The organism is Dokdonella sp. (genome assembly GCF_035511235.1).
Lineage (GTDB): Bacteria > Pseudomonadota > Gammaproteobacteria > Xanthomonadales > Rhodanobacteraceae > Dokdonella.
Genome location: NZ_DATKFQ010000021.1, coordinates 83,178 through 106,279 on the forward strand (window position 1 = coordinate 83,178; position 23,102 = coordinate 106,279).

The 23,102-nt window shown below is 71.8% G+C and carries 18 protein-coding genes; 8 read left to right on the forward strand and 10 right to left on the reverse strand.

The genetic code is table 11. From position 1 onward, the window contains the following. Nucleotides 1-333 precede the first annotated feature (333 nt). Both VMR06_RS10240 and VMR06_RS10245 read left to right on the forward strand, forming a co-directional pair. Nucleotides 334-2,268 (forward strand): ice-binding family protein, encoded by a 1,935-nt coding sequence (locus tag VMR06_RS10240; RefSeq protein ID WP_325375851.1) that lies wholly within the window; start codon nt 334-336, stop codon nt 2,266-2,268. Between the two features lie 229 nt (nt 2,269-2,497). Further along, nucleotides 2,498-4,180 (forward strand): dipeptidyl-peptidase 3 family protein, encoded by a 1,683-nt coding sequence (locus VMR06_RS10245; protein WP_325375853.1) that lies wholly within the window; start codon nt 2,498-2,500, stop codon nt 4,178-4,180. Nucleotides 4,181-4,196: 16 nt separating this feature from the next. Here the strand turns inward: VMR06_RS10245 and VMR06_RS10250 are convergent, their stop codons facing one another. Both VMR06_RS10250 and VMR06_RS10255 read right to left on the reverse strand, forming a co-directional pair. Beyond that, on the reverse strand, nt 4,197-4,763 hold the full coding sequence (locus tag VMR06_RS10250) for a 2'-5' RNA ligase family protein (RefSeq protein WP_325375855.1): 567 nt from the start codon (nt 4,761-4,763) through the stop codon (nt 4,197-4,199). A gap of 36 nt (nt 4,764-4,799) precedes the next feature. Then, nucleotides 4,800-5,681 (reverse strand): alpha/beta hydrolase, encoded by an 882-nt coding sequence (locus VMR06_RS10255; protein WP_325375857.1) that lies wholly within the window; start codon nt 5,679-5,681, stop codon nt 4,800-4,802. 281 nt (nt 5,682-5,962) lie between these two features. Here VMR06_RS10255 and fabA point away from each other — a divergent pair, with 281 nt between their 5' ends. The 3 genes from fabA to VMR06_RS10270 all read left to right on the forward strand — a co-directional run bounded on the left by fabA (nt 5,963) and on the right by VMR06_RS10270 (nt 9,123). Next, complete coding sequence (fabA, locus tag VMR06_RS10260) at nt 5,963-6,478, forward strand: 3-hydroxyacyl-[acyl-carrier-protein] dehydratase FabA (protein ID WP_325375859.1); 516 nt, start codon at nt 5,963-5,965, stop codon at nt 6,476-6,478. Nucleotides 6,479-6,482: 4 nt separating this feature from the next. Then, on the forward strand, nt 6,483-7,691 hold the full coding sequence (gene fabB, locus VMR06_RS10265) for a beta-ketoacyl-ACP synthase I (RefSeq protein ID WP_325375861.1): 1,209 nt from the start codon (nt 6,483-6,485) through the stop codon (nt 7,689-7,691). Nucleotides 7,692-7,773: 82 nt separating this feature from the next. After that, nucleotides 7,774-9,123, forward strand: coding sequence for a S41 family peptidase (locus VMR06_RS10270; protein ID WP_325375863.1), 1,350 nt, complete (start codon nt 7,774-7,776; stop codon nt 9,121-9,123). Nucleotides 9,124-9,322: 199 nt separating this feature from the next. Here the strand turns inward: VMR06_RS10270 and VMR06_RS10275 are convergent, their stop codons facing one another. The 7 genes from VMR06_RS10275 to VMR06_RS10305 form a co-directional block, all read right to left on the reverse strand. After that, nucleotides 9,323-10,420 (reverse strand): diguanylate cyclase, encoded by a 1,098-nt coding sequence (locus VMR06_RS10275; RefSeq protein WP_325375867.1) that lies wholly within the window; start codon nt 10,418-10,420, stop codon nt 9,323-9,325. Between the two features lie 10 nt (nt 10,421-10,430). Next, a complete protein-coding gene (locus VMR06_RS10280) occupies nt 10,431-10,817 on the reverse strand; it encodes a DUF1987 domain-containing protein (RefSeq protein WP_325375870.1) in 387 nt (128 codons plus the stop codon). 2 nt (nt 10,818-10,819) lie between these two features. Next, complete coding sequence (locus VMR06_RS10285; RefSeq protein WP_325375874.1) at nt 10,820-11,344, reverse strand: SiaB family protein kinase; 525 nt, start codon at nt 11,342-11,344, stop codon at nt 10,820-10,822. After that, a complete protein-coding gene (locus VMR06_RS10290) occupies nt 11,341-13,383 on the reverse strand; it encodes a SpoIIE family protein phosphatase (RefSeq protein WP_325375876.1) in 2,043 nt (680 codons plus the stop codon). Before VMR06_RS10290 ends, VMR06_RS10285 begins: the two co-directional genes overlap by 4 nt. Beyond that, nucleotides 13,380-14,126, reverse strand: coding sequence for a hypothetical protein (locus VMR06_RS10295; RefSeq protein ID WP_325375878.1), 747 nt, complete (start codon nt 14,124-14,126; stop codon nt 13,380-13,382). The genes VMR06_RS10290 and VMR06_RS10295 overlap by 4 nt, the downstream gene beginning before the upstream one ends. A gap of 166 nt (nt 14,127-14,292) precedes the next feature. Further along, nucleotides 14,293-15,714, reverse strand: a complete 1,422-nt coding sequence (locus VMR06_RS10300; RefSeq protein WP_325375880.1) for a serine hydrolase — start codon at nt 15,712-15,714, stop codon at nt 14,293-14,295. A gap of 178 nt (nt 15,715-15,892) precedes the next feature. Continuing rightward, complete coding sequence (locus VMR06_RS10305; RefSeq protein ID WP_325375882.1) at nt 15,893-16,159, reverse strand: DksA/TraR family C4-type zinc finger protein; 267 nt, start codon at nt 16,157-16,159, stop codon at nt 15,893-15,895. A gap of 287 nt (nt 16,160-16,446) precedes the next feature. Between VMR06_RS10305 and VMR06_RS10310 the strand changes: the two genes are divergently transcribed. The 3 genes from VMR06_RS10310 to VMR06_RS10320 all read left to right on the forward strand — a co-directional run bounded on the left by VMR06_RS10310 (nt 16,447) and on the right by VMR06_RS10320 (nt 20,040). Further along, a complete protein-coding gene (locus tag VMR06_RS10310; RefSeq protein ID WP_325375884.1) occupies nt 16,447-17,910 on the forward strand; it encodes a right-handed parallel beta-helix repeat-containing protein in 1,464 nt (487 codons plus the stop codon). Between the two features lie 425 nt (nt 17,911-18,335). After that, nucleotides 18,336-19,616 carry a Na+/H+ antiporter NhaA gene (gene nhaA, locus VMR06_RS10315; protein ID WP_325375886.1) on the forward strand — a complete coding sequence of 427 codons (1,281 nt, stop codon included), beginning with the start codon at nt 18,336-18,338 and terminating at the stop codon, nt 19,614-19,616. 133 nt (nt 19,617-19,749) lie between these two features. Beyond that, on the forward strand, nt 19,750-20,040 hold the full coding sequence (locus tag VMR06_RS10320; RefSeq protein ID WP_325375888.1) for a GIY-YIG nuclease family protein: 291 nt from the start codon (nt 19,750-19,752) through the stop codon (nt 20,038-20,040). A 397-nt stretch (nt 20,041-20,437) separates the two neighbouring features. On the opposite strand, the gene VMR06_RS10325 is transcribed toward VMR06_RS10320, so the two are convergent. Continuing rightward, nucleotides 20,438-23,102, reverse strand: a 2,665-nt coding sequence (locus tag VMR06_RS10325) for a DUF11 domain-containing protein (RefSeq protein WP_325375890.1), incomplete at its 5' end; no start/stop codon positions are given.

A 23,102-nucleotide genomic window follows, 5' to 3' on the forward strand; every position in this document is an offset into this window, starting at 1 on the left:
CCGACCGGTCCGGCCGGTTCGGTGCGGCAGCGTACAGACGCCCGCGCCGCAAGCGCGCATCCTGCGCATCACCGATGCCTGCGCCCGATGCGGCAGACATCCACTTCTACACCGCCCCATGGTGCACCGCCATCGGAGCGGCACACCGCCGAGCGCTGACCACAGCGCGACCCGACGTGCCGTCCATGCCGACCACCGCCACGACGTGCACGGGCGCCGTCCCGCAGGTCTGAGCCGGTTCCAGCGCATGGGACTGCGACGGCCGTCACGCCTCCGGCCGGTTCGATCGAACCCGGTCCGGTGGTTCGCATGTCAATGGGGAGACAAGGAGTTATGGATAAGACCACGCGCATCGGCCGGGACATGCCCGGCTATCGGGTCGCCGTCGCCGCGATGATCGTCCTGTGCAGTGCTGCGCCGGCGTGGAGTCAGGTCAGTCCACCACTGGGGCAGGCGCAGAGCTTCGCGGTCCTGGGCGGATCGACCGTGACCAATACCGGCGCGACCGCCGTCATCGGCGACCTCGGCGTCAGCCCCGGTACCGCGGTCACCGGTTTTCCCCCCGGCCTCGTCACCGGCGGAACGATCCACTCCAACGACGGCGTCGCGCAGCAGGCCCAGGCCGACCTGACGTTCGCCTACGACTTCGTCGCCGGCCAGGCCTTCGACGCCGACCTCACCGGCCAGGACCTCGGCCTGCTTCCGGCACTGGTACCGGGCGTCTATCGCTTCGCCACATCGGCGCAGCTGACCGGGACGCTGGTGCTCGATGCGCAGGGCGACCCGGACGCCGTCTTCATCTTCCAGATCGGCTCCACGCTGACGACCTCCAGCGGAGCGCGCGTAGAGGTGATCAACGGCGGCTCGGACTGCAACGTGTTCTGGCAGATCGGCAGCTCCGCGACGATCGGCACCACCAGCCAGTTCGCCGGCAACATCCTGGCGCTCACCAGCATCACGATGACGACCGGAGCCACCGTCTCAGGGCGCCTGCTCGCACGCAACGGCGCGGTGACGCTGGACTCGAACACGGTCACCCTCTGCGCCGCCTGCAAGCCGATCGGTCTGTCGCCTGCGACACTCCCGAACGGCACGCTCGGCGTCGCGTACGACCAGACCCTGACCGCCAGCGGCGGCACTGCGCCCTATCTCTTCACCGTGATCGAAGGATCGCTACCGCCCGGCCTTTCGCTGTCATCGTCCAGCGGAGCGATCACCGGCACGCCGACGGCGATCGGCAGTTTCACGTTCACCGTCCGCGCCGTCGACGACGCCGGCTGCTTCGCCACCCAGATCTACACGATCGTCATCAACGGCCCCACCTGTCCGACCATTGCACTGTCACCACCCATGCTGCCCGCCGCGATCCAGGGCCAGCCGTACAGCGAGCTGGTCACTGCCAGCGGCGGCACGGCGCCGTACACGTTCGCGATCACCGACGGCGCGCTGCCGCCGGGGCTCATGCTCTCGCCCAGCGGCACCTCCGGCGCGCTGATCTCCGGAACGCCGACCGGCAGCGGAACTGCGAGCTTCACACTGACCGCCACCGACGCCGACGGCTGCTCTGCCGCACTCGTCTATACGATCGTCATCAACGGCCCCACCTGTCCGACCATCGCACTGGCACCGCCGCTGCTACCCGCAGCGATCCAGGGCCAGCCATACAGCGAGCTGGTCACCGCCAGCGGCGGCACGGCGCCGTATACGTTCGCAATCACCGCCGGCGCGCTGCCGCCGGGGTTCATCTTGACGCCCAGCGGCGCCTCCAGCGCGCTGATCTCCGGCACGCCCGCGGCCGGCGGAACGGAAACCTTCACGCTGACCGCCACCGACGCCGACGGCTGTGCGGCGGCGATCCTCTACACCATCGTTATCGACGGTTCCACCTGTCCGACCATCGCGCTGGCGCCGTCGGTACTGCCTGCAGCGATCCAGGGCCAGCCGTACAGCGAGCGGGTCACCGCCAGCGGCGGCACGGCGCCCTACACGTTCGCGATCAGCGCCGGTGCGCTGCCGCCGGGGCTGACGCTGGCGCCCAGCGGCACCTCCACCGTGCTGATCTCCGGAACGCCGACCGGCAGCGGACCGGCCAGCTTCACACTGACCGCCACCGACGTCGACGGCTGTGCGGCGGCGATCGTCTACGCGATCGGCATCGCCGGCGGCGGCACGCCGGTGCCGGCTCTCTCGGCGTGGGCATGGCTCCTGCTGGCCGGCCTGCTGGCGCTGGCCGTACGCGCGACCTCGAGGAGCGCAGGACGCGCGTGACGCGCCGATGCGAAGAGCCGATCGGCGACGTTGCCGATCAGCTCGAATCGGGCCGTCGGCAACGGTAGCGGCTCGGCCGACACGATCCGATCCGCCCGATCCGCTCGGCGACGGCCCGCCCGATCTGCGCCGGACCGCCGGGAACGAGGCAGGTCCGCGCGATGATCATGGCCGGCGCGGCGGGCCGATGCGCTAGCATCGGCACTTTCCGCCGACCGGAGCCAAGCGCATGCCGATGCGTCCGTGGTGCCTCGCGACCGCCGCGGTGCTGAGCGTCGCGCTCGGCGCCTGCCGTCCCGCCGCCGAACCGCCCCCGCCTCCCGCCGCCGCGCCCGAGGCCGCGGCGACCGCCGCCTCGAGCCGCGACGTCGCCGCCAAGGTCGCCGCCTATGCGCCGGTCACGCTGAGCGCGGACCTGTCGCACCTGGCCGACGGCGACCGCGAGGCGCTGGCGCTGCTGCTGGACGCCGCCGAGATCGTCGACGGCCTGTTCTGGCAGCAGGTCTGGGGCGACCGCGACGCGCTGCTGCAGCGGATCGACGATCCGGACGTGCGGCGCTTCGTCGAGATCAACTACGGCCCCTGGGACCGGCTCGACGGCGACGCGCCGTTCGTCGAGGGCATCGGGCCGCGCCCGCCGGGCGCGCGCTTCTATCCGCAGGACATGACGCGCGAGGAATTCGAGCGCGCCGATCTGCCCGGCAAGTCGAGCCTCTACACGCTGATCCGCCGCGACGCGGCCGGTGCGCTGACCGTGCTGCCGTACCATCAGGCCTACCGGCCCGAACTCGAGCGCATCGCCGCCAAGCTGCGCGAGGCGGCGTCGGTCGCGACCGACGCCGGCTTCCGCCGCTACCTGCAGCTGCGCGCCCAGGCCCTGCTCGACGACGACTACCGGCCCAGCGACATGGCCTGGATGGACATGAAGACCAGTCCGATCGATGTCGTGATCGGCCCGATCGAGAGCTACCAGGACGCGCTGTTCGGCACCAAGACCGCCTACGAGGCGTTCGTGCTGGTCAAGGACGTGGCCTGGAGCGAACGCCTCGCGCGCTTCGCGCAGCACCTGCCGGCGCTGCAGCGCGGCCTGCCGGTGCCCGAGGCGTACAAGCGCGAGATGCCCGGTACCGACGCCGATCTCAATGCCTACTTCGCGCTGTACTACGGCGGCGACGCCAACGCCGGCGCCAAGACGATCGCGATCAACCTGCCCAACGACGAGACCGTGCAGCTCGAGAAGGGATCGCGCCGGCTGCAGCTGGAGAACACGATGCGCGCCAAGTTCGACGCGATCCTGGTGCCGATCGCGCGCGAGCTGATCGCCGAGGACCAGCAGGCGCAGATCACGTTCGAAGCGTTCTTCGACAACGTGATGTTCCACGAGGTCGCGCATGGCCTGGGCATCAAGAACACGCTCGACGGCAAGGGCACGGTGCGCGAGGCGCTGACCGACCTCGCCAGCGGCTACGAGGAAGGCAAGGCCGACATCCTGGGCCTGTACATGATCGGCGCGCTCGGCCGGCTCGGCGAGCTCGACGCGGCCAAGCTGCCGGATCACTACGTGACGTTCCTGGCCGGCCTGTTCCGCTCGGTGCGCTTCGGCGCGAGCAGCGCGCACGGCCAGGCCAACATGGTCGCCTTCAACTTCCTGCGCGAAGCCGGCGCGTTCAGCCGCGACCCGGCCAGCGGCCGCTACCGCGTCGACGTCGAGCGCATGCGCGCGGCGGTCGATGCGCTGTCGGCGAAGATCCTGACGCTGCAGGGCGACGGCGACTATGCCGGCGCGAAGGCGCTGCGCGATGCGCTCGGCCGCATCGAGCCCGAGCTCGCCGCCGACCTGGCCCGGCTCGAGCAGCGCGCGATCCCGGTCGACATCGTGCTGACCCAGGGCCGCGCCCAGCTCGGCCTCTGAGAGCGCGGCACCGCGCTCAGGCGCCCGGTAACAGCGGCCAGCGGCCGAGCACGTCGTGGCCGGCTCGCCCCTGGACGCTCTGGACCAGCTCGAAGTGGTGCGGGTGCCACTGGACCGGATCGATCGTCGGCAGCGCCGGTTTCGGATCGGTGTAGGCGATCGTCACGTGCGGCAGCAGCGCACTGCCGGCCTGCCCGAGCCTGAAGCCGCGCTCCAGGCAGCGCCGGCGTAGCGTCTCGTGCAGGACGCGCAGCGCATCGGGCACGTCGGCGGCCAGCGCCAGCGCCGGCCGTGACGGCGTGCCGAGCGCGGCCAGACGATCGAATCGCAACGTGAATGCGGCCGTGGTCAGCCCGACGGCGGCCTCGTGCGCGCGCGACGCCCAGTCCGGCCGCTCGCCGGCGTTCTCGCCCAGATACAGCAGCGTGGCGTGATAGCGCGCCGGCGCGACCCAGCGTGCGCGTGGATGTACGACGCGCAGCGGCGCGGCGACGCGCTCGATCGCCGCGGCGGTCGGTGCATCCGGGCGCAGCGCGAAGAACAGGCGATGCAGCGGCCCGGTCGGGAACAGATCGACGTGCATCGTCTCAGACCTCGCGCCCGCGCGGCCGCCGCGCCTTCATCGACCCACCGTCCGAGCGCCGCGCGACGATGCGCCGTCAGCCGCCGCGGCCGGCAGCGGCGGATACAGCGCCGGCAGCACCTCGGGCGCCAGCGCGCGATAGATCGTCGCATGGCGCAGGTCGGGCCGCGGCACGGCCTGCCAGCGCAGCTGCGGCGGCGCATGCCGGCGCAGCATCTGGGCCAGCCGCTCGGCCGGCGGACCGATGTCGGTCTCGTCGGCCCAGGCCAGATACAGCGTGGCGGGCTTCTCGGGCCAGGCGGCCAGCGGACCCGCCGCGCCGTCGACCAGCGCGGCGCCGTTCCACCACAGGCTCGGGCTCAGCGCGATCGACACGTCGAACAGACCCGGCTGGACCAGGAAGGTCTCGACGACGAACCAGCCGGCCAGCGATTCGCCGACGATGCCACGCTCGCCGCTGGCGCGGTAGCGGCTCTCGACCTGCGCGATCAGCTCCTCGGCGATGAACGCACGGAACGCCGCCGAGCCGCCGATCCGCGGCGCGACCCGGCGGTCGCTCTCGACCGTGGTCGGGCCGGTCATGTCGCGGCGCCGCTCGGTGTTCTCAATGCCGGCCACGATCAGCGGCCGCATCCGGCCGGCGCGGATCGCCGCGTCGACGGTCGTGGCGAGGTGCGGAAAGTCCTCGGCGAGGCCGCCGTCGGGCATGTACAGCACCGGATAGCGCGTGGACGCAGCGGCGCCGTAGTCCGGCGGCAGGTAGACGTTGATGCGGCGCGTCTCGGCCAGATGCGCCGACGGCAGATCGAAGTGCTCGTGCGCCGGCGCGGTCTCGGCGACCGGCGCCGGCGCGCGGCCGCAGGCGGCGATCGCCACGCACAGGATGGTCAGGAGGAGGTGGACGGCCTTGCGCGACATATCGGCGGCTGCTCGATCGGACAGCGCACTACTGTGCCGTGCGCGCGCGCATTTGGCACCGGCCGCGTGCGCCGGGACGCCGCGACGGGCGATCCGGGACTGCACATACCGTACCGAATGGTAGCGATCGCCGCGCGGCCCCGGCACCGGTGCCGTTGAATCCTCGCGCTGTTTTCCCGACAATCGCCGGCTCGTCCGCGTCTCGTCCAGATGCCGACGTGCCCGCATCGCCGCGCGAACGATCCGCACGGGATGCGCCCGCCCCCACAGCAGAACCCTTCATGTCGCGACCCTCTTCGCTCGACCACGAACAGCTCCTGGCCTGCGCGCGCGGCGAGCTGTTCGGGCCCGGCAACGCCCGTCTGCCGGCGCCGCCGATGCTGATGTTCGACCGCATCACCAACATCGACGATCGCGGCGGCGCATTCGGCAAGGGCCTGATCCACGCCGAGCTCGACATCCGTCCGGACCTGTGGTTCTTCGGCTGCCATTTCGAAGGCGATCCGGTGATGCCGGGCTGCCTGGGCCTGGACGCGATGTGGCAGCTCACCGGCTTCTTCCTGCCGTGGCTCGGCGAACCCGGCCGCGGCCGCGCACTCGGCGTCGGCCAGGTCAAGTTCAGCGGCCAGGTGCTGCCGACCGCGCGCCAGGTCCGCTACGAGATCGACATCCGCCGCGTCATGCGCGGCAAGCTCGCGCTGGTGATCGCCAACGGCCGGACCCTGGTCGACGACCGTCCGATCTACGCGGCCGACGACCTGCGCGTGGGCCTGTTCCAGTCGACCGAGGGCTTCTGAGCCGATGCGCCGCGTGGTCGTGACGGGAATCGGCATCACCTCGTGCCTCGGCGACACGCCGGCCGAGGTCGAACAGGCACTGCGCCACGGCAGCAGCGGCATCCGCGCCGCACCCGAGCAGGCCGAACACGGCCTGCGCAGCCGCATCGCCGGCGCGCCGCGAACCGACCTGGTCGGCACGATCGACCGCAAGCTCAAGCGCTTCATGGGCGACGCCGCGGCTTACGCCTATGTCGCGATGCGCGATGCGATCGCCGATGCCGGCCTGTCGCCGGACGCGATCAGCCATCCGCGCACCGGCGTGATCGCCGGCTCCGGCGGCGGTTCGGCGCAGTGGCAGATCGAGACCGGCGACCTGCTGCGCCAGAAGGGCGTGCGCCGCATCGGTCCATACATGGTGCCGCGCACGATGTGCTCGACGGTGTCGGCCACGCTGGCGACCGCGTTCGGCATCCTCGGCCTCAGCTATTCGATCTCGGCGGCCTGCGCGACCTCGGCGCACTGCATCGGCGCCGCGGCCGACCTGATCCGCCACGGCGCCCAGGACGTCATGTTCGCCGGCGGCGGCGAAGAGCTGCACTGGGGCATGACCTCGCAGTTCGACGCGATGGGCGCGCTGTCGACCGCCTACAACGACACGCCCGAGCGCGCCTCGCGTCCGTACGACGCCGGCCGCGACGGCTTCGTGATCGGCGCCGGCGGCGGCATCCTCGTGCTCGAGGACTACGAACGCGCGCGCGCGCGCGGTGCGCAGATCCATGCCGAGCTGGTCGGCTACGGCGTCACCTCCGACGGCGGCGACATGGTCGCGCCGTCCGGCGAGGGCGCGGTGCGCTGCATGCGCATGGCGCTGCGCGACGTGACCGCGCCGGTCGACTATCTCAACACGCACGGCACGGCGACGCCGGTCGGCGACATCGTCGAGCTCCAGGCCGTGCGCGAAGTGTTCGGCGACGCGGTGCCGCCGCTGTCCTCGACCAAGGCGCTGACCGGCCATTCGCTCGGCGCGGCGAGCGTCCACGAGGCGATCTACAGCCTGCTGATGCTGCGCGGCGGCTTCCTGGCCGGCTCGGCCAACATCGAGACGCTCGACCCGGAGGCTGCCGGCTTCCCGATCCTGCGCGAGAGCCGCGAGGCGGCGCCGGCGATCGTGATGTCCAACAGCTTCGGCTTCGGCGGCACCAACGCCACGCTGGTGTTCGCGCGGGTCTGACCGCGCGGCGCCGGCGCGCTGCAACCGATCGCGGTATCGGCGCATCTCCGACAGCGACCCCCGCTGCCCACGGAGCTGCCTCATGTCCCTTGCCGTATCGATCCTGCGCCTGGCCTCGGCCGTGCTGTGCACGGCGCTCGCCGTCACGGCGGCCGCCGCCACCGATCCGCGTGCCGCCGTCGGTCGCGTCGCCGATGCGATCGAGGCGCACTACTACGATGCGCAGCGCGCCACCGAGGTCGCGCAGGCGCTGCGGACGGCCGCGGCGGACGGCCGTTTCGACGCGCTGACCGATCCCCGCGACCTGGCGACCGCACTGACCGACCGGCTGCGTCCGGCCGATGCGCATTTCGGCGTCACGTGGAGCGATCCGGCCGCCGCGCCGGCCGCGACCTCCGCGGCGCCTGCAGCGCCGGTGTCGCAAGCCGAGAGCGAGCGGCGCGGCAACTACGGCATCCAGCGCGTGGAGGTGCTGCCCGGCAACGTCGGCTACCTCGATCTGCGGATGCTGGCCGGCTTCGAGTTCGGCGAACCGGACCAGCCGGCGCGCGAGGCGATCGAGGCGGCGCTGCGGCTGCTTGCGCGCACCGACGCGATGATCCTGGACCTGCGCGCGAACCCGGGCGGCTCGCCGGCGATGGTCGGCTATCTGACCAGCGCGTTCACGACACGCGGCCAGGACGTCTTCAACACGTTTCACGGCCGCGGCGGCCGCACGCTCAGCGAGGCGCCGCTGGACTGGTATCCCATGCCGCGGCCGGACATCCCGCTGTACGTGCTGACCAGCGGACGCACCGGCTCGGCCGCCGAGGCGGTGGCCTACACGCTGCAGCAGGCGCGCCGCGCGACCGTGGTCGGCCAGACCACGATCGGCGCGGCCAACCCCGGCGGCGAGATCGAGGTCGGCGACGGTTTTCGCGTCTTCGTCTCGGTCGCCACGCCGATCAATCCGATCAGCCGCGACAACTGGGAAAGTCGCGGCGTGGTGCCCGACATCGCCGTGGAACCGGACCTCGCGCCGGAGCGCGCGCAACGCGAGGCGCTGCAGGCGATCGTCGAGCGCCGGCCCGACGCGGTCCGCGCGCGCTGGGTGCTCGAAGCGCTGCAGGCCGCCGACGCGGCGCGCACGGTCGATGCGAGCGCCTATGCCGGCCGCTACGGCGAGGTGACGATCGCGGCCGAAGCCGGCCAGCTCGTGCTGCGCCGCGACCGGCGGCCCGCACTGCGCCTGCTGCCGCTCGGGGAGGACCGCTTCAGCGTGATCGGCGAGCCGACCCGGCGCATCGGCTTCGATCGCGACGCGGCCGGCACGATCGTGGCGCTCGAGAACAGCGTCGCCGAAGGCCCGTCCGTACGGCACCGGCGCGACGCTTCAGCGGACCAGGAACAGGATCAGGACCGGGATCGCGGCACCCGGCCGAGCCGCAGCTGACCGTCGCGAACGGCGCCGCGTGCACTGCCGCGGCGAGCCGTTCGCATCCGGATCGACCGCTCGCCGCTGACTGGTGACGTCGCGGCGAGCGGACGGGCTGGGCGCACCATCGCAGCGGCCGTCCGTCATCCGCCCTTCGCAATCGCCGCGGCGGCGATGCGGATCTTCGCGTCACGAGGCCGGCGCCGAGGCGACCTGCTCAGAGCTCCTCGAACGCCACCACGCGGTTGCGCCCGCAGGACTTGGCCGCGTACAGCGCGCGATCGGCCGCACGCAGCGTGTCCTCGTAGGTCAAGGCCGGCTCGTGGACGGCGGTGCCGATGCTGGCGGTCACGCGCAGCTGGCGGCCGTTGTAGTCGACGCTCAGGTGCTCGATGTCGGCGCGCAGCGTCTCGCACCACGGCACCAGTGCCGGGCCCGCGCTGTGGTCCATCACGATCAGGAACTCCTCCCCGCCCCAGCGCCCGACCAGGGCCGCCGCCGGTACGCGCGCGGCGAACAGCTCGGACAAGGCCTGCAGCACGACGTCGCCGGCGGCGTGGCCGAGCGAGTCGTTGACGCGCTTGAAGTTGTCGAGGTCGACCATCGCGACGCCGAAGCCGTGTCCGGCGCCGGCTTCGGCGTCCTGCCGCTCGAGCCGCTCGATCAGCGCGCGCCGGTTGGCCAGACCGGTCAGCGGATCGGTCCGCGAGACGCGCGCCAGGGTCAGGTTCAGTTCCTTCATCTGGGTCTGGAAGCCGTCGCTGATCCGCGACATCTTGTGCAGGCGCCGGCTGAGCTTCTGGTAGTCGCCGCTGAGCCGCACGTAGGCGTCCCGGAGCGGATGGCCGGCCCAGGCCGGTTCGGCCTCGATCGCGGCCAGGCGCGCGCGCTCGGCTGCGTCCTCGCCGTCGCTGCTGCGGACCGGCGGCGGCGCGCCGCTGTCGGAGCGGCGCGCGCAGGACGGACAGCGCCCGCGCGCGAGCACCGCATCGGAATGCCGCGCGATATAGGTCTCGACCTCGTCCCAATAGCCGGCGTCGTCGCGGATCTTCTTGCAGCACGAGCAGATCGGAATGAAGCCGCCGAGCGTGCGGACCTCGCGCAGGGCCGCGGCGAGCCGCTCGTTGGCAGCGGTCAGCTCGGCATTGGTCGCGCGCAGATCGGCCTGGTAGCGGTCGGAGATCCGGCTGATCCTTTCGAGCCGGTGATGCAGGCGCTGCTGGTCGGCGATCAGGTCGCGGCACAGGTCCGCCAGCGCCGAGTCGCGCGCCTCGGGCGTCTCGAGCAGATGGGCCAGTCGTTTTTCGGCGTTCATCGCAGACCCTCTACAGCGCGACCGGCACGATGAAGAACGGCAGCGTCACCTCTTCCTTGAATTCCTCGATCATCTCCAGCGCGCGGTCGTTGTCCTCCGGATAGCTCCAGCGCACGGTCACCGTGCGGCCGGCGCGGTGACCCGCCTCGAGCAGGTCGAGCAGGTCCATCACGCTCTTGATGCTGGAGGTGTTGAGATAGCTCAGCGCCAGCTCGGCGACCACCGGCGTGGTGCCGCGCTCGACGTAGGCGGCGACCCAGGCCAGCAGCGGCCGGAAGAAGTCGAACGCGTTCTCGGGATAGGACTCGCCGGAAAGCTGCAGCACGCCGGTGTCCGGGTCGAAGTCCACCGTCGGGGTGGAGCTGGTGGCGGCCAGATGGAGTTTGTCGATGCTCATGCTCAGATCTCGACGCAGAGGCTGAAGTAGGCGCGTCCCTCGGCCAGTGGCGTGAAGCTGTATTCGAGCGGCCGGGTCGCGCGCCTCGCGATCTCGATCAGGCCCAGGCCCGCGCCGGACTGGTCCGGTCCGCGCTCGCGCCGCAGCTGATCCTTGTAGGCCGCCTTGAGCGCGGCCTTGTCCATCGCCGCCAGCGCGTCCAGACGCCGGCCCAGCGCCTCGGTATCGGCCGCTTCGACGACGTTGCCGGCGTAGATCCGGTAGTGCGAATCGCGCCGGGCGATCACGACGATGCTCGAATCGGCATCGGACTGGCCGCGCTGCTCGGTGTAGTTGCGCACGTTCTGCGCGGCCTCGATGTAGACCGAGAACACGTCCATGATCGCGCTCTTCTGGATGTCGGCGCGTTCCAGATACTTCTTCACCGCGGTCCCCAGCTCCTCGATGATGCTGTGGCTGAACGACCCGGTGAAGCTGATCAGAATGCCGGCCTCGCGCAATTGCTCCTTGAGGGCGAACAGGTTCATGCCGAACTCCGTGAGTTGAAGGAATGGCGGTCCAGCGACACCGCGACCAGGGTGATGTCGTCGCGTTGCGCCAGCGCGCCCCGATAGTCCGACAGCCGCTGCGCCAGCGTCGCCGCGAGGCCGGCCAGCGGCTGCCGCCGCGCGTCGCCCAGCCACTCGGCCAGACGCGCCCGGCCGACCGCGAACCCGCGCTCGCCGCCGTTCTGGTCGAGGATACCGTCGGTGAAGAGGTAGTGCCGCTGTCCCGGCCGCAATGTGAGGGGCTGGTTCGTGAACACCGCATCGGCCGGAGTGCGCCGGTAGCCGACGCTATGGCGGTCGCCCTTAAGCGCGAGCAGCGTGCCGTCGGCTTCGCCGATCCACAGGCCGAGCTTGGCGCCGGCGAACGTCGCGCGGCGGCGGCCGGGGGCGACGTACAGCAGCGCCAGGTCCAGGCCGTTGTCGCCGCCGGCGCCGCGGCCGCTTTCGAGCAGCGCGCGCAGGCCGCGGTTGAGATCGGCCAGGATCGCGGCCGGGTCGTCCACGCCGCGTTCGGCGACCGCGCGATCGAGCAGCGCCTTGGCCGCCATCGTCATGCAGGCGCCGGGCACGCCGTGGCCGGTGCAGTCGCCGACCGCGAGCAGACAGCCGTCCTCGCCGTCGGCATAGAGCGCGTAGAAGTCGCCGCCGACGACGTCGCGCGGCTGCCAGAGCACCGCGCCGTCGTCGAACAGGCGCGCGAACTCGGCCGGCTTGGCCAGCAGCGCGGTCTGGATCAGCCGCGCGTACTCGATGCTGTCCATGATCTTGCGGTTGCTGGCCTCGAGCAGCGCATTGGCGCGCAGCAGCGCGTCGGTGCGCGCGGCGACCTTGTCCTCGAGATTGTGCGTGTAGTCGCCGATCGTCGCGGTCATCTCGTTGAACGAAGCGGTGAGCTGGCCGATCTCGTCGGGCCGGTCGACCGCCAGCGCGGTCGTGTAGTTGCCGGCGGCGACCTCGCGCGTATGCCGCGTCAGCCGCGCCAGGCGCGCGAGCACCAGCCGGTTCAGCAGCCACGAGACGATCAGGATCGTCGCCAGCAGCGCCACGCCGAGCACGATCAGGATCGGCCGGAACGTCTCCAGCCGCACGACCTCGGCCGGATCGACGACGACGATCGTCGCCCAGTGGATTTCCGGCAGGTAGCTGATCGCGGCGAGCCGGCGCCGGCCGTCGACGCTCAGGACCAGCTGCGCGTCGCCCGGTTCGCCGGCGCGCGCCAGCGCGTCGAGGGCGGCGCGTAGCTGCGCGCGCTCGGTCTCGTCGGTGACCAGGTCGTAGACCGTCTTGCGCAGCCGCTCGTCGTGCGTCGCCGCGTTGCTCTGGATCAGCGCGCCGTCCGGATGGCCTTGCAGCGTGCCGTCGTCGTCGGTCAGCCAGACCTCGACGCCCGGATCGGTGCTGCGCACGATCTCGCGCAGGAACGCCGACAGGTCCAGGCCGCTGCCGCCGACGCCGAGCTTGGTGCCGTCCGCGCCGCGGACGATCGCATTGATCCAGATCTTGGTGACGCCCAGCTGCGGATTGTTGTCCACGTGCAGATCGAAGTGTTCGACCTTGGCGATCGTCGCGAAGTACCAGGCCAGCGTCGGATCGGCCGGATCGAGCCGGTAGCGCAGCTCGCGGCCGGCGAACTCGTTCTGGGCATTGTTGAAGTAGTAGTTGCGCGAGCGGTCGATCGCGAAGAAGTAGCTGTGGTCGGCGAACAGCTCGCGATAGCTGTCGAGCTCGGCCAGCGCCAGCCGGCGCAGGTCCGGATCGTCCTCGTCCGCCGCCCACTGCCGCAGCAGCGGCGAGGCGACCAGCTTCTGCGCGAGTACCAGCTCGCGCTGGATGCGGGCCAGGATGCTGCCGCGCGACTGGCTGGCGTACTGCCGGGCGTAGCCGGCGCCGAGGCTTTCGATGATGCCGTCGGCGACCCGCAGGAACCCGGCCACCGACAACGCGCCGACGCCGAAGAAGACGCCGACGACCAGCAGCAGGAAGCGGCCGCGCAGGCTCGAGAAGCGCGCCGCGCTCATGGCAGCGCCCGCTTGAGCATCAGCTGCGGCACGCTGACCGCGAGCGCGTCGTTGCGGTGGTAGTACCACTCCAGGCCCGCGTACCAGCGGTCCGGCCGGCCGCCGAAGCGGCGGCCGATGTCGTGGAGCAGGCGCGGCTGGAACACGATGTCGGTGCCGTCGTGATCAGTGCCGGCCAGATCGAGGAAACCCTCGCTCGACCAGCCCGAATCGGCGCCGCCGACCGGCGCGCTCCAGAACACGGTCAGCTGGGCGGTCGGCCGGTTGATGCTGTCGTCGCGCCAGTAGAGGTTGGCGCCGAACGCGGCGAAGCCGGGCAGCGCCAGATCGGTACCGATGCCGATCAGCCCGGCGCGGAAGCCGTCGTCGCCGGCATTGACCTGCCCGGCCAGATAGACCGCGCGCAGTGCGCCGCCGTCCGCGCCCGAGCCCAGGCGCAGGCGCGGCTGCCATTCGGCGTAGATCTGGGCCGAGCGGTCGCGACGGGCGCCGTCGAAGTCGACCAGCCGGCCGCCGTTGACGTCGACGAACAGAAAGCTGTCGCCCCAGTCGCGGACGCTGAGGGTCTCGAGCGTGAACGTGGCGAGACCGCCGCCGCCCGAGTTGGCGCCGGTGTAGCGGTCGTCGAATCCATGGCCATAGAGCAGCTGGACGTTGCTGCTGTCCCAGTCGTCCGCGATCGCCGTGCCGAGGCTGCCGATCAGCCAAGCGCACGCCAGCGATGCGCCGGCACGTAGAACCATCGATTGCCCCCGAGGAGCCTGGCCGCTTCAGGTCGGCACTGCGCTCTCTTCATGCAATCGGCACGCCAAGGTGAGAAACGTGGGTACGGCGCGCCGCGGGCGCGCCAGGCGCCCTGCCACCGCCTCCCGATGCGCGGCCGCTGTCAGACCTTGACGTTGCGGCGTCTCAGCGCGCGAGCCAGACCAGCTCGAGCAGGCGGCCGGTGATCGACTGCACGGCGTACGGGTCGATCCCGCCGGCCGCACTGTTGGCCATCGCCACGACCACGTACGGATCCTCGCCGGCGTTCTCGAGCATCCAGGCATGCGTCAGCACGTGATCGCCGGCGCCGGAGGCGAGACTGCCGCCCTTGTACCAGACCCGGTCCCACCGGCCGCGCACGTCGGGCTGGGCGGCCTGCGCACCGAGTGCCGCGTCGACCGTGGCCAGGGCCTCCGATCCCTGCGGCAGCCGGCGCAGCTGGCCGAACGCGCGGCACACGTCGAGCGGACTGGCGCGCCAGGTGCCGCTGGTCAGCAGGTCGGTGTGGAAATACGCGCCGCCGCTGTTCGGGCCGAGCGGCTCGATCCGTTCGGTCAGGAACTGCTGCTTGTAGGCCTGGCTGCCCTGGACGTAGCCGAGCGCGTCGGCGAGCGGGAACGAGCGGAACAGGTGGAACTGCTCGCTGATGTTGAGGAACGGCAGCAGCAGATCCGGCTCGGCCACTGCGTAGGCGGCCACCGTCTGGCTCAGCGCGGCACGGCCGACGCGCTCGTGCAGCAGGTCGGTCGCGGTGTTGTCGCTGATGCCGATCATCAGCGCCGCCAGTTCGGCGATCGTGAACGGCGTGCCGACCGGCTCGGCATTGATGACGCCGCCCGGCGCGATCTCCGAGGCGACCATCGGCAGCGATTCGGCCGAGGCGATCGGTCCGGCGGCGATGCCGCGGCCGAGCGCACCGAGCACCCAGATCTTGAAGATCGACGCGGTCGCCCGCGGCGTGTCGGGCTGATGTCCGTCGATCGCGCTGCAGACGCCGCCGGCGCCGATGCGGCCGACCAGCAGCGCCGGGCTCGACGACAGCGTCGCGAACTTGGCGACCGCCTGACTCATCGTCAGCGTGCGGTCGACCGGATACTGCACGCTGCCGCCATAGCTGCTGACGCCGAGCAGGGTGATCCGGCCGCCGCCGGTGTAGCGCGTGCCGAACGAGACGAAGCCCGACGGCGGACCGCTGCCGGGCGAGTCGATCACGACAGTCGCCCGCACCGGCGTCAGGCCGATCACGTCGGTGATGCGCGCATCCGGATAGCGGGTGCGGACCGCCTCGATGAAGCTGCGGGTCGCTTCGGCCGAGGTCTGCGCGAGCCAGGCCGGATCGAAATGTGCTTCGATCTCGGGGATCGTCGTGGTCTGGCCGGCGGCCAGTTCGCCGATCAGCCAGCCCAGCTGATCGGCGGCCGGCCCCGGCGGCAGCTGGAACTGGCCGTTCGCGACCGGGAACAGCGGTGCGATCGACGGCGGCTCGAAGCCATCGACGTACAGCGGCCGCGCCTGGGCGCAGGCCGCGATCAGCAGACCGAACAAGACCCCGATACGACGATTCATGCGCGCGCTCCCGACAGGAAAGGCCCGGTCGCGGCGCGAATCGCCGGCGGGCCTGCTGTCCATGGCGCAAAACCGTGGCGGGTCGGCTCACGGACGCGCGGTGCGGGGCACCGGCCCTGAGCGCAGGGCGGGCAATCATGCGGATCACCAAACGCGGCAGCCGGCGGCGGCCGGCGTCTCAGCGCAGCTGGCTGTCCTTGCTGCCGCGCCGGTTGTAGCCGCTGAACACGGCCTGCTCGCGGTCGTGCGCTTCCTGACAGGCGACGCACAGGCGCACGCCGGGCACGGCCTTGCGCCGCGCCTCGGGGATCGGCGCCTCGCATTCCTCGCAGGTGCGCAGGCTGGCACCGCGCGGCAACTGACTGCGCACGCGCTCGATCGCATCCTTGACGGTCGCGTCGATCTGGTCCTGAACGGCACCGTCGCCTGCCCACCCGGTGGCCATCGCCTGTCTCCCAGCAGCTTCGCCGCGACACCGCGGCCCGAATCCGAAGATGGCATCGCCTGCGGCGAAGTCAAGCCGAACGCGCACCGAACGGCACCCGACGGGCGCGTCCGCTGCGCGGCGGCACCGCCGCGGCACGCCGTCTGCGCGTCGAGCTGAACGTGCGCTGTTCACGCACGTGCGGCGTGATAGCGACCGGGCCGGCGTTCCGTTCTCTGGTTCAACCGCGCAGGACGCGCCGAACGGCGAAGCGCGGTCGACCTTCAATACACCCGGGAGAAACCCTCATGCTCGTGCGTTCCGTATTCTTCGTCGCCCTCGCCGGCGGCGCGCCGATGGCCGCTGCGGCCAGCTACACCGTATCGAACCTCGCCGACGGCGGCGCCGGCAGCCTGCGCGACGCCGTCGCCCAGGCCAATGCCGCGCCGGGCGCCGACACGATCGTGTTCCAGCCGGGCCTGGCCGGCGCGATCGCACTGGCCAGCGGCCAGATCACGATCACCGACAGCGTGACGATCGCCGGCCCCGGCAAGAACGTCGTGCGCGTCGACGCGGGCGGCGCCAGCCGCGTCTTCCACATCGACAATCTCAACGGCCAGCCGAAGACCTTCGCGATCTCCGGCCTCACGGTCACCGGCGGCGCGATCAACAGCGGCGGCCAGGACAGCGGCGGCGGACTGTTCTACGAGGATTCGGGCGGCGACCAGATCACGCTGGCCGACATGACGTTCAATGCGAACACCGCCGGCCGCCGGGGCGGCGCGATCAGCGTCAGCGGTGCCGGCCTGCGCCTGGTCCGCGTCGACCTGCTCGACAACCACGTGCGCGAGGGCTTCCAGCCGTCCGGCGGCGCGCTCTATTACGATCGCGGCCTGGTCCAGCTCGAGCACTGCCGCGTGATCGGCAATACTGCCGAACTCAACGCCGGCGGCATCCGCCTGTCCTCGCCGGGCGTCAGCGCGATCATCAGCGACAGCCTGATCCAGGACAACGTCGCCTCGCACACCGGCGGCGGCATCCTCGCCGATCGCATGAACCAGCTGACGATCGCGCGCAGCGCCTTCGTCGGCAACGTCACCGGCCAGCCGTACGGCGGCGGCCTCTACCTGGCGGCCGTGACCGACGCCGGCTCGCCGCAGAACGTGATCGAGAACAGCACGTTCTCCGACAACCGTTCGCTGCACGACAGCGGCCGCGGCAGCGCGCTGGCGCTGTGGAGCGGCAACCTGACGCTGCGCAACAGCACGATCGCGAACAACAAGACCGGCCCGCAGACCGCGCCGACCAACAACGCCGGCGGTGCGGTGTGGGTCGGCAACGGCGCGACCACGCAGCTGAGCGTGCAGAGCACGCTGTTCGCCGGCAACACGCACGGCAATCTCGACGGCCGCTCGGACCTTACGCGCCTGCAGGGCAGCCCGAACAGCCTGCTCGACGTCGATCACAGCGCCTTCGAAACGATGCCCGACGCCGGCACGATCAACGGCCTCAACCAGGCCAATCTGTTCGCGATCAACGCGCAGCTGCAGCCGCTGACGACGACGCACGGCCGCGGCCTCGTCCCGCTGCACCCGATCGCCAGGACCAGTCCGGCCGTCGACCAGGGCGCCAATCCGGCCAACCTGCTCAACGATCAGCGCGGCCCCGGCTTCCATCGCGCGTTCTCGTGGCCGAACAACCCGCACGGCGTAGCGGACATCGGCGCTTACGAACTCTACGGCGACACGATCTTCCGCAACGGCTTCGAATGACCGTCACGGCCTGATCGATACCGCGCCCGGCGCCGCAGGCGTCGGGCGCATCGCGTTTGCGGCGCCGGGATCGCCGTCGCCGCAGCGTCCGGCCCGGCCGCGCGATTCGCGGCAGCAGGCACCGACGTCCGCAGCCGACGGGTTCCACGGCGCGACGCGCGCGGCATCGGCGAAGCGGATCACGGCCTGCGCGACGGCCGATGCAAGCGGGCTCCGCCAGGCCGGTGTCGAACGCGCCGCAGCGGCACCTCCGGCAGCGGCGCGAGCGCATGCGACGACACCTGGCCTGCGCGATCGCGCGATGGTTCCGCGGCCGATCCTTGGGCCGCTCGCGTGCGATCGGTTAGACTGGCTGCCGGGTGCCGCGGCCGTCGCCGCGGTCAGGATCAGCGCAGGTCGGGCCGCCGCGCGGAGCAGCCGTGCCGATGTCCGACCCGATTCCTTCCTTCGCGTTTTCGCGTACCCGCCGCGTCGCCGAGCGCGCCGCGCTCGCCCTCGAGCGCTTCCTCCACGTCGAAGCCGCCAGCGGCATCGTGCTGCTGATCGCCGCGGCGCTCGCGCTGCTATGGGCCAATTCGCCCGCCGCCGACGGCTACCACGCGCTGTGGCACCTGCCGCTGACGCTCGGCATCGGCGATTGGGTCCATGTGCAGTCGCTGCACTTCTGGATCAACGACGGCCTGATGACAGTGTTCTTCCTCGTCGTCGGCATGGAAATCCGGCGCGAGATGCACGACGGCGCGCTGTCCAACCTGCGGCTGGCGGCGCTGCCGATCGCCGCCGCGCTCGGCGGCGTCGCGGCACCGGCGCTGATCTATGTCGCCTTCAATGCCGCGCCGCCGACGCATGCGGGCTGGGCGATACCGACCGCGACCGACATCGCGTTCGCGATCGGCGTGCTCGCCTTGCTCGGCCGGCGCGTTCCCGCCAACGTGCGCGTGTTCCTGCTGGCGCTGGCGATCATCGACGACATCGTCGCGGTGCTGATCATCGCGCTGTTCTATTCGGGCGGCCTCGATGTCGACGGGCTGGCGATCGCCGCCGCCGGCATCGGCCTGGTCCTGGCGCTGCGTGCGCTCGGCGCCGCCTCGGCCTGGGCCTATGTGCTGCCCGGCGCGGTGGTCTGGGTCGGCCTGCTGCGTCTGGGCGTGCACCCGACGCTGTCCGGCGTCGTGCTCGGCCTGATGACGCCGGTGCTGCCGATGCCGCGCCGGCCGGGCGCGGCGAACGACCCGCCGACACCGTTCGATGAAGCGCCGTGCACGCGCGTGCAGCACGCGCTGCATCCCTGGGTCGCCTATGGCGTGATGCCGCTGTTCGCGCTCGCCAATGCCGGGGTCAGCCTCGGCGGTGTCGATGTTGGCGCGCCCGCGGCACATGCGGTGCTGCTCGGCGTGCTGCTGGGGCTCGTCGTCGGCAAGCCGATCGGCATCGTCGCGATCAGCTGGCTCGCGATCCGGTTCGGCGGCGGCCGTCTGCCGCCCGGCGTCTCCTGGGGCGGGCTGTGGCTGATCGGGCTGCTCGCCGGTATCGGCTTCACGATGTCGATCTTCGTCGCGATGCTCGCCTTCGACGACGCCGCCCTGCTCGCCGCGGCCAAGCTCGGCGTGCTGCTCGCCTCGGTGATCGCCGCCTGCGTCGGCCTCGGCTGGGGCTGGCTGCACCTGCGCGCGCCGGCGGACACCGCGCGTACCGATACGGCCTGAGCGGCGCCGCGACGGTCGCGACACCAGCGAGGGACCGTGCGGCTACGCTCGCCGCCGTGCCGGACCGGCTACGCACGGAGGCACGCGCTCGCTACGATCGCGGTGCCGGCCGCATACCATCAGCACCGACACGATGAACCCGCTCGATTCCGGCCCTGGCCGGTGGTTTCTTTACCTGATCGAATGCCGCAACGGCGCCTACTACGCCGGCATCGCGATCGACGTGGAAGCGCGCTATGCGGCGCACCAGCGCGGCGCCGGTGCGCGCTACACGCGCGCCAACCCGCCGCTGCGTCTGCTCGGCTGCCGCGCGTACCCGGACCGTGCCTCGGCCTCGCGCGCCGAGTGGCGGATCAAGCAGCTGCCGCGCTCTGCCAAGCTCGCCTATCTGCTGGATGTACGCGACGAGGCCGGCGGCATCTGACCGCAGCGACCCTCGCCGCGATCGGCTGACGCCGCCGGGCAGCGCGCGCCCGCTCCGCGTCGGAGCAGACGCTCGCCATCACGTCTCCGTGCCAGCGGCAACGGCACCTGGGAGTACCGCGCTGCGGACCGGCCCGTCGGCCGGCCACGCGCGAGCGCGCCAGCTGCGACGACGCGCGAGGCGGTCCGCTCGGCGTATCGACCGCTGTGGGCGCCCGGCTTCCACGAACGGCGGCGTCGATCTCGATCGACGGCGGACGGCCGGCCGCGGGCCGGACTTCGGCGATCGCGGTCGCATGACCGTAGCAAGCGGCAAGGCCGGAGCGGACCGGCTGCGTCGCCCACCGTGCATCCCCGACCGGGCGGCGCGCGCCACGAGGCGCGCGCCGCAGCGGGACTCAGCGCCGGCGCGTGATCTGCACCGCGGCGGCCATCGTCAGCACCAGCGCCATCAGCAGCCGCATCCAGTGCGCGTCGACCGGCACCGCCACCGGTTCGGCGGCCGGCGCCGCATTGACCACCGTGGTGGCCGACGAGGCGTTGTTGGCCGGCGTCGGATCGACGGTCTGCGCCACCACCGATGCGGTGTTGACGATCGGCCCGCCCGCGTAATCGGCCGGCACGCGGAACTGCGCGGTCACGGTGACGCTCGCGTTCGCGGCCAGCGTGCCGAGCGCGCACGGGAACCCGCCCGCGCACGGCGCGCTCGCCGAGACGAAGCTCAGGCCCTGCGGCGCCTGATCGTCGAGCACGACCTCGCTCGCCGCATCCGGGCCGCTGTTGCGGACCACCAGCGCGTACGCGAGCGTCTGCCCGGCCGTCACGGTCGCCGGACCGCTCTTGGCGATCGACAGATCGGCACTCAGGCGACCGATCGTCGTCGTCGCACTGCCGGCGTTGTCGGCCGGGTTCGGATCGGGCGTCGCAGCGGCGACGCTCGCGGTGTTGACGACGCGGTCGCCGGCGTAGTCGGCCGGCACCGCGAGCGCGACCTCGATCGTCGCCGAGCCGCCGGCGCCGAGCGTGCCGAGTGCGCACGGGAAGCCGCCCTCGCACGGCGCGCTCGCCGACACCAAGCTCAGGCCGGCCGGCGTCGGATCGTCGACGATCACGCCCTGCGCCGCGGACGGGCCGGCATTGCCGATCGCCAGCGTGTAGAGCAGCGTCTGGCCGACGATCGCCGAGGCCGGGCCGGTCTTGACGATCGCGAGGTCCGCGCTGGCGCCGATCGGCGTGGTCGCGGTGCTGGTGTTGTCGCCGAGATTCGGGTCGGGCGTGGCCGACGCGACGCTGGCCGTGTTGAGAATCGGATCGGATCCCTGGTAGTCGGCCGGCACCGCGAACACCGCCTCGACCGAGATCGCAGCGTCCGCGGCCAGCGTGCCGAGCTCGCACGGGAAGCCGCCCTGGCACGGTGCGCCGGCCGACACGAAGACCAGCCCCGGCGGCGTCGCATCGCTGAGCACCACGTCGGCCGCTTCGGACGGACCGCCGTTGGCGACGTCGATCGTGTAGGCCAGCGTTTGGCCCGGCGTCGCACTGCCCGGCCCGTGCTTGATCACGAACAGATCGGCCGCGGCGCCGACCGGCGTGGCGACGGTGTCGCTGTCGTTGGCCGGGTTCGGATCGAAGCTCGTCGCCGTGACCGACGCGAGGTTGACGATCGGGCTGCCGGCGAAATCCGCATCGACCGCGAAGGTCGCCGTGACCGTCACCTCGGCGCCGACCGCGAGCGCACCGATCGCACACGGGAAGCCGCCGGCGCACGGCGCGCTGGCCGACACGAACGTCAGACCGGCCGGCGTCGGATCGTCGAGCATGATGCCCTGCGCGACCGACGGGCCGGCATTGGCGACCGTCAGCGTGTAGCTGATCGGCTTGCCGGCCGTCGCCGACAGCGGGCCGGTCTTGTCGACCGACACGTCGGCGCTGGGACCGGCGAGGACGGTCGCGCTGGCGCTGTCGTTGCCGGCATTGGTATCGGTCTGGTCGCTGGCGCTGCGCGTGGCGGTGTTGATCCAGGTGCCGTCCTCGGCGACGGTCGCACGGACCGTCAGCGTCGCGGTCGCGGACGGGCCGGCGATGCCGAGCGCGCCGATCGTCCACTCGCCGCCCGCCGGATCGTAGCTGCCCTGCGAGGCCGCCGCGTCGACGAACGTCAGACCGCCCGGCAGCAGGTCGGTCACGACGACGCCGGTCGCCGCGCTCGGGCCGTTGTTGCTGACCGTCACCGTGAACGTCACCGTGTCGCCGACCGTCGGTGCGGCCTCGTCGACGACCTTGACCACCTGGATGTCGGCGGCCTGGCCGTTGACGACCACGCCGGACTGATCGTTGGCCGGATTCGGGTCGTGCTCGGTCTGGGCGGTCTTGATCGCCAGATTGGTCACCGCATCGGTCGTCTGGACGAGTGCGTCGATCGTCAGCGTCTGCGCCGTGCCGGCGGCGATCGTGCCGATGGCCCAGTCGCCATTGGCCGGGTTGTAGCTGCCCTGCGAGGCCGTCGCCGACTGGAAGCCGAGACCCGCCGGCAGCAGGTCGCTGACCACCACGCCCGATGCATCGTTGGGACCGGCGTTGTGCGCGGTGATCGTGAACGTCACCGCGGTGCCGAGGTTCGGCGTCGCATTGCTGACGGTCTTGTTGATCTGCACGTCGGCCGAGGGCTGGCCGTTGATCGCCGCGACCGCGCTGTTGTTGGCCGGATTCGGGTCGGTCTGGTCGGCCGCCGTGCGCGTCGCCGTGTTGACGATCTCGCCCGGCGCCGTGACGGTCGCCGTGATCGTCAGCGTCGTGTCGCTGCCGGACGCCAGCGCGCCGACCGTCCACGCGCCGGTCGCCGCGTCGTAGCTGCCCTGCGCCGCGCTCGCCGAGACGTACGAGAGACCGGCCGGCATCGCGTCGGTCACGACGATGCCGGTCGCATCGCTCGGGCCGAGGTTGGCCGCGGTGATCGTGAACACCACCGGCTCGCCGACGTTCGGCGTGTCGGCATCGACGGTCTTGGCGATCGCGATGTCGGCGCTGGCCAGCGCCGGCGTCGTCACCGTGGAACTGTTGCTG

What these genes read in the sequence shown, in the direction of transcription:
- VMR06_RS10240 (WP_325375851.1), top strand. Translation starts at nt 334, where the DNA reads ATGGATAAGACCACGCGCATCGGCCGGGACATGCCCGGCTATCGGGTC.
- VMR06_RS10245 (WP_325375853.1), top strand. Translation starts at nt 2,498, where the DNA reads ATGCCGATGCGTCCGTGGTGCCTCGCGACCGCCGCGGTGCTGAGCGTC.
- VMR06_RS10250 (WP_325375855.1), bottom strand. Translation starts at nt 4,763, where the DNA reads ATGCACGTCGATCTGTTCCCGACCGGGCCGCTGCATCGCCTGTTCTTC.
- VMR06_RS10255 (WP_325375857.1), bottom strand. Translation starts at nt 5,681, where the DNA reads ATGTCGCGCAAGGCCGTCCACCTCCTCCTGACCATCCTGTGCGTGGCG.
- fabA (WP_325375859.1), top strand. Translation starts at nt 5,963, where the DNA reads ATGTCGCGACCCTCTTCGCTCGACCACGAACAGCTCCTGGCCTGCGCG.
- fabB (WP_325375861.1), top strand. Translation starts at nt 6,483, where the DNA reads ATGCGCCGCGTGGTCGTGACGGGAATCGGCATCACCTCGTGCCTCGGC.
- VMR06_RS10270 (WP_325375863.1), top strand. Translation starts at nt 7,774, where the DNA reads ATGTCCCTTGCCGTATCGATCCTGCGCCTGGCCTCGGCCGTGCTGTGC.
- VMR06_RS10275 (WP_325375867.1), bottom strand. Translation starts at nt 10,420, where the DNA reads ATGAACGCCGAAAAACGACTGGCCCATCTGCTCGAGACGCCCGAGGCG.
- VMR06_RS10280 (WP_325375870.1), bottom strand. Translation starts at nt 10,817, where the DNA reads ATGAGCATCGACAAACTCCATCTGGCCGCCACCAGCTCCACCCCGACG.
- VMR06_RS10285 (WP_325375874.1), bottom strand. Translation starts at nt 11,344, where the DNA reads ATGAACCTGTTCGCCCTCAAGGAGCAATTGCGCGAGGCCGGCATTCTG.
- VMR06_RS10290 (WP_325375876.1), bottom strand. Translation starts at nt 13,383, where the DNA reads ATGAGCGCGGCGCGCTTCTCGAGCCTGCGCGGCCGCTTCCTGCTGCTG.
- VMR06_RS10295 (WP_325375878.1), bottom strand. Translation starts at nt 14,126, where the DNA reads ATGGTTCTACGTGCCGGCGCATCGCTGGCGTGCGCTTGGCTGATCGGC.
- VMR06_RS10300 (WP_325375880.1), bottom strand. Translation starts at nt 15,714, where the DNA reads ATGAATCGTCGTATCGGGGTCTTGTTCGGTCTGCTGATCGCGGCCTGC.
- VMR06_RS10305 (WP_325375882.1), bottom strand. Translation starts at nt 16,159, where the DNA reads ATGGCCACCGGGTGGGCAGGCGACGGTGCCGTTCAGGACCAGATCGAC.
- VMR06_RS10310 (WP_325375884.1), top strand. Translation starts at nt 16,447, where the DNA reads ATGCTCGTGCGTTCCGTATTCTTCGTCGCCCTCGCCGGCGGCGCGCCG.
- nhaA (WP_325375886.1), top strand. Translation starts at nt 18,336, where the DNA reads ATGTCCGACCCGATTCCTTCCTTCGCGTTTTCGCGTACCCGCCGCGTC.
- VMR06_RS10320 (WP_325375888.1), top strand. Translation starts at nt 19,750, where the DNA reads ATGAACCCGCTCGATTCCGGCCCTGGCCGGTGGTTTCTTTACCTGATC.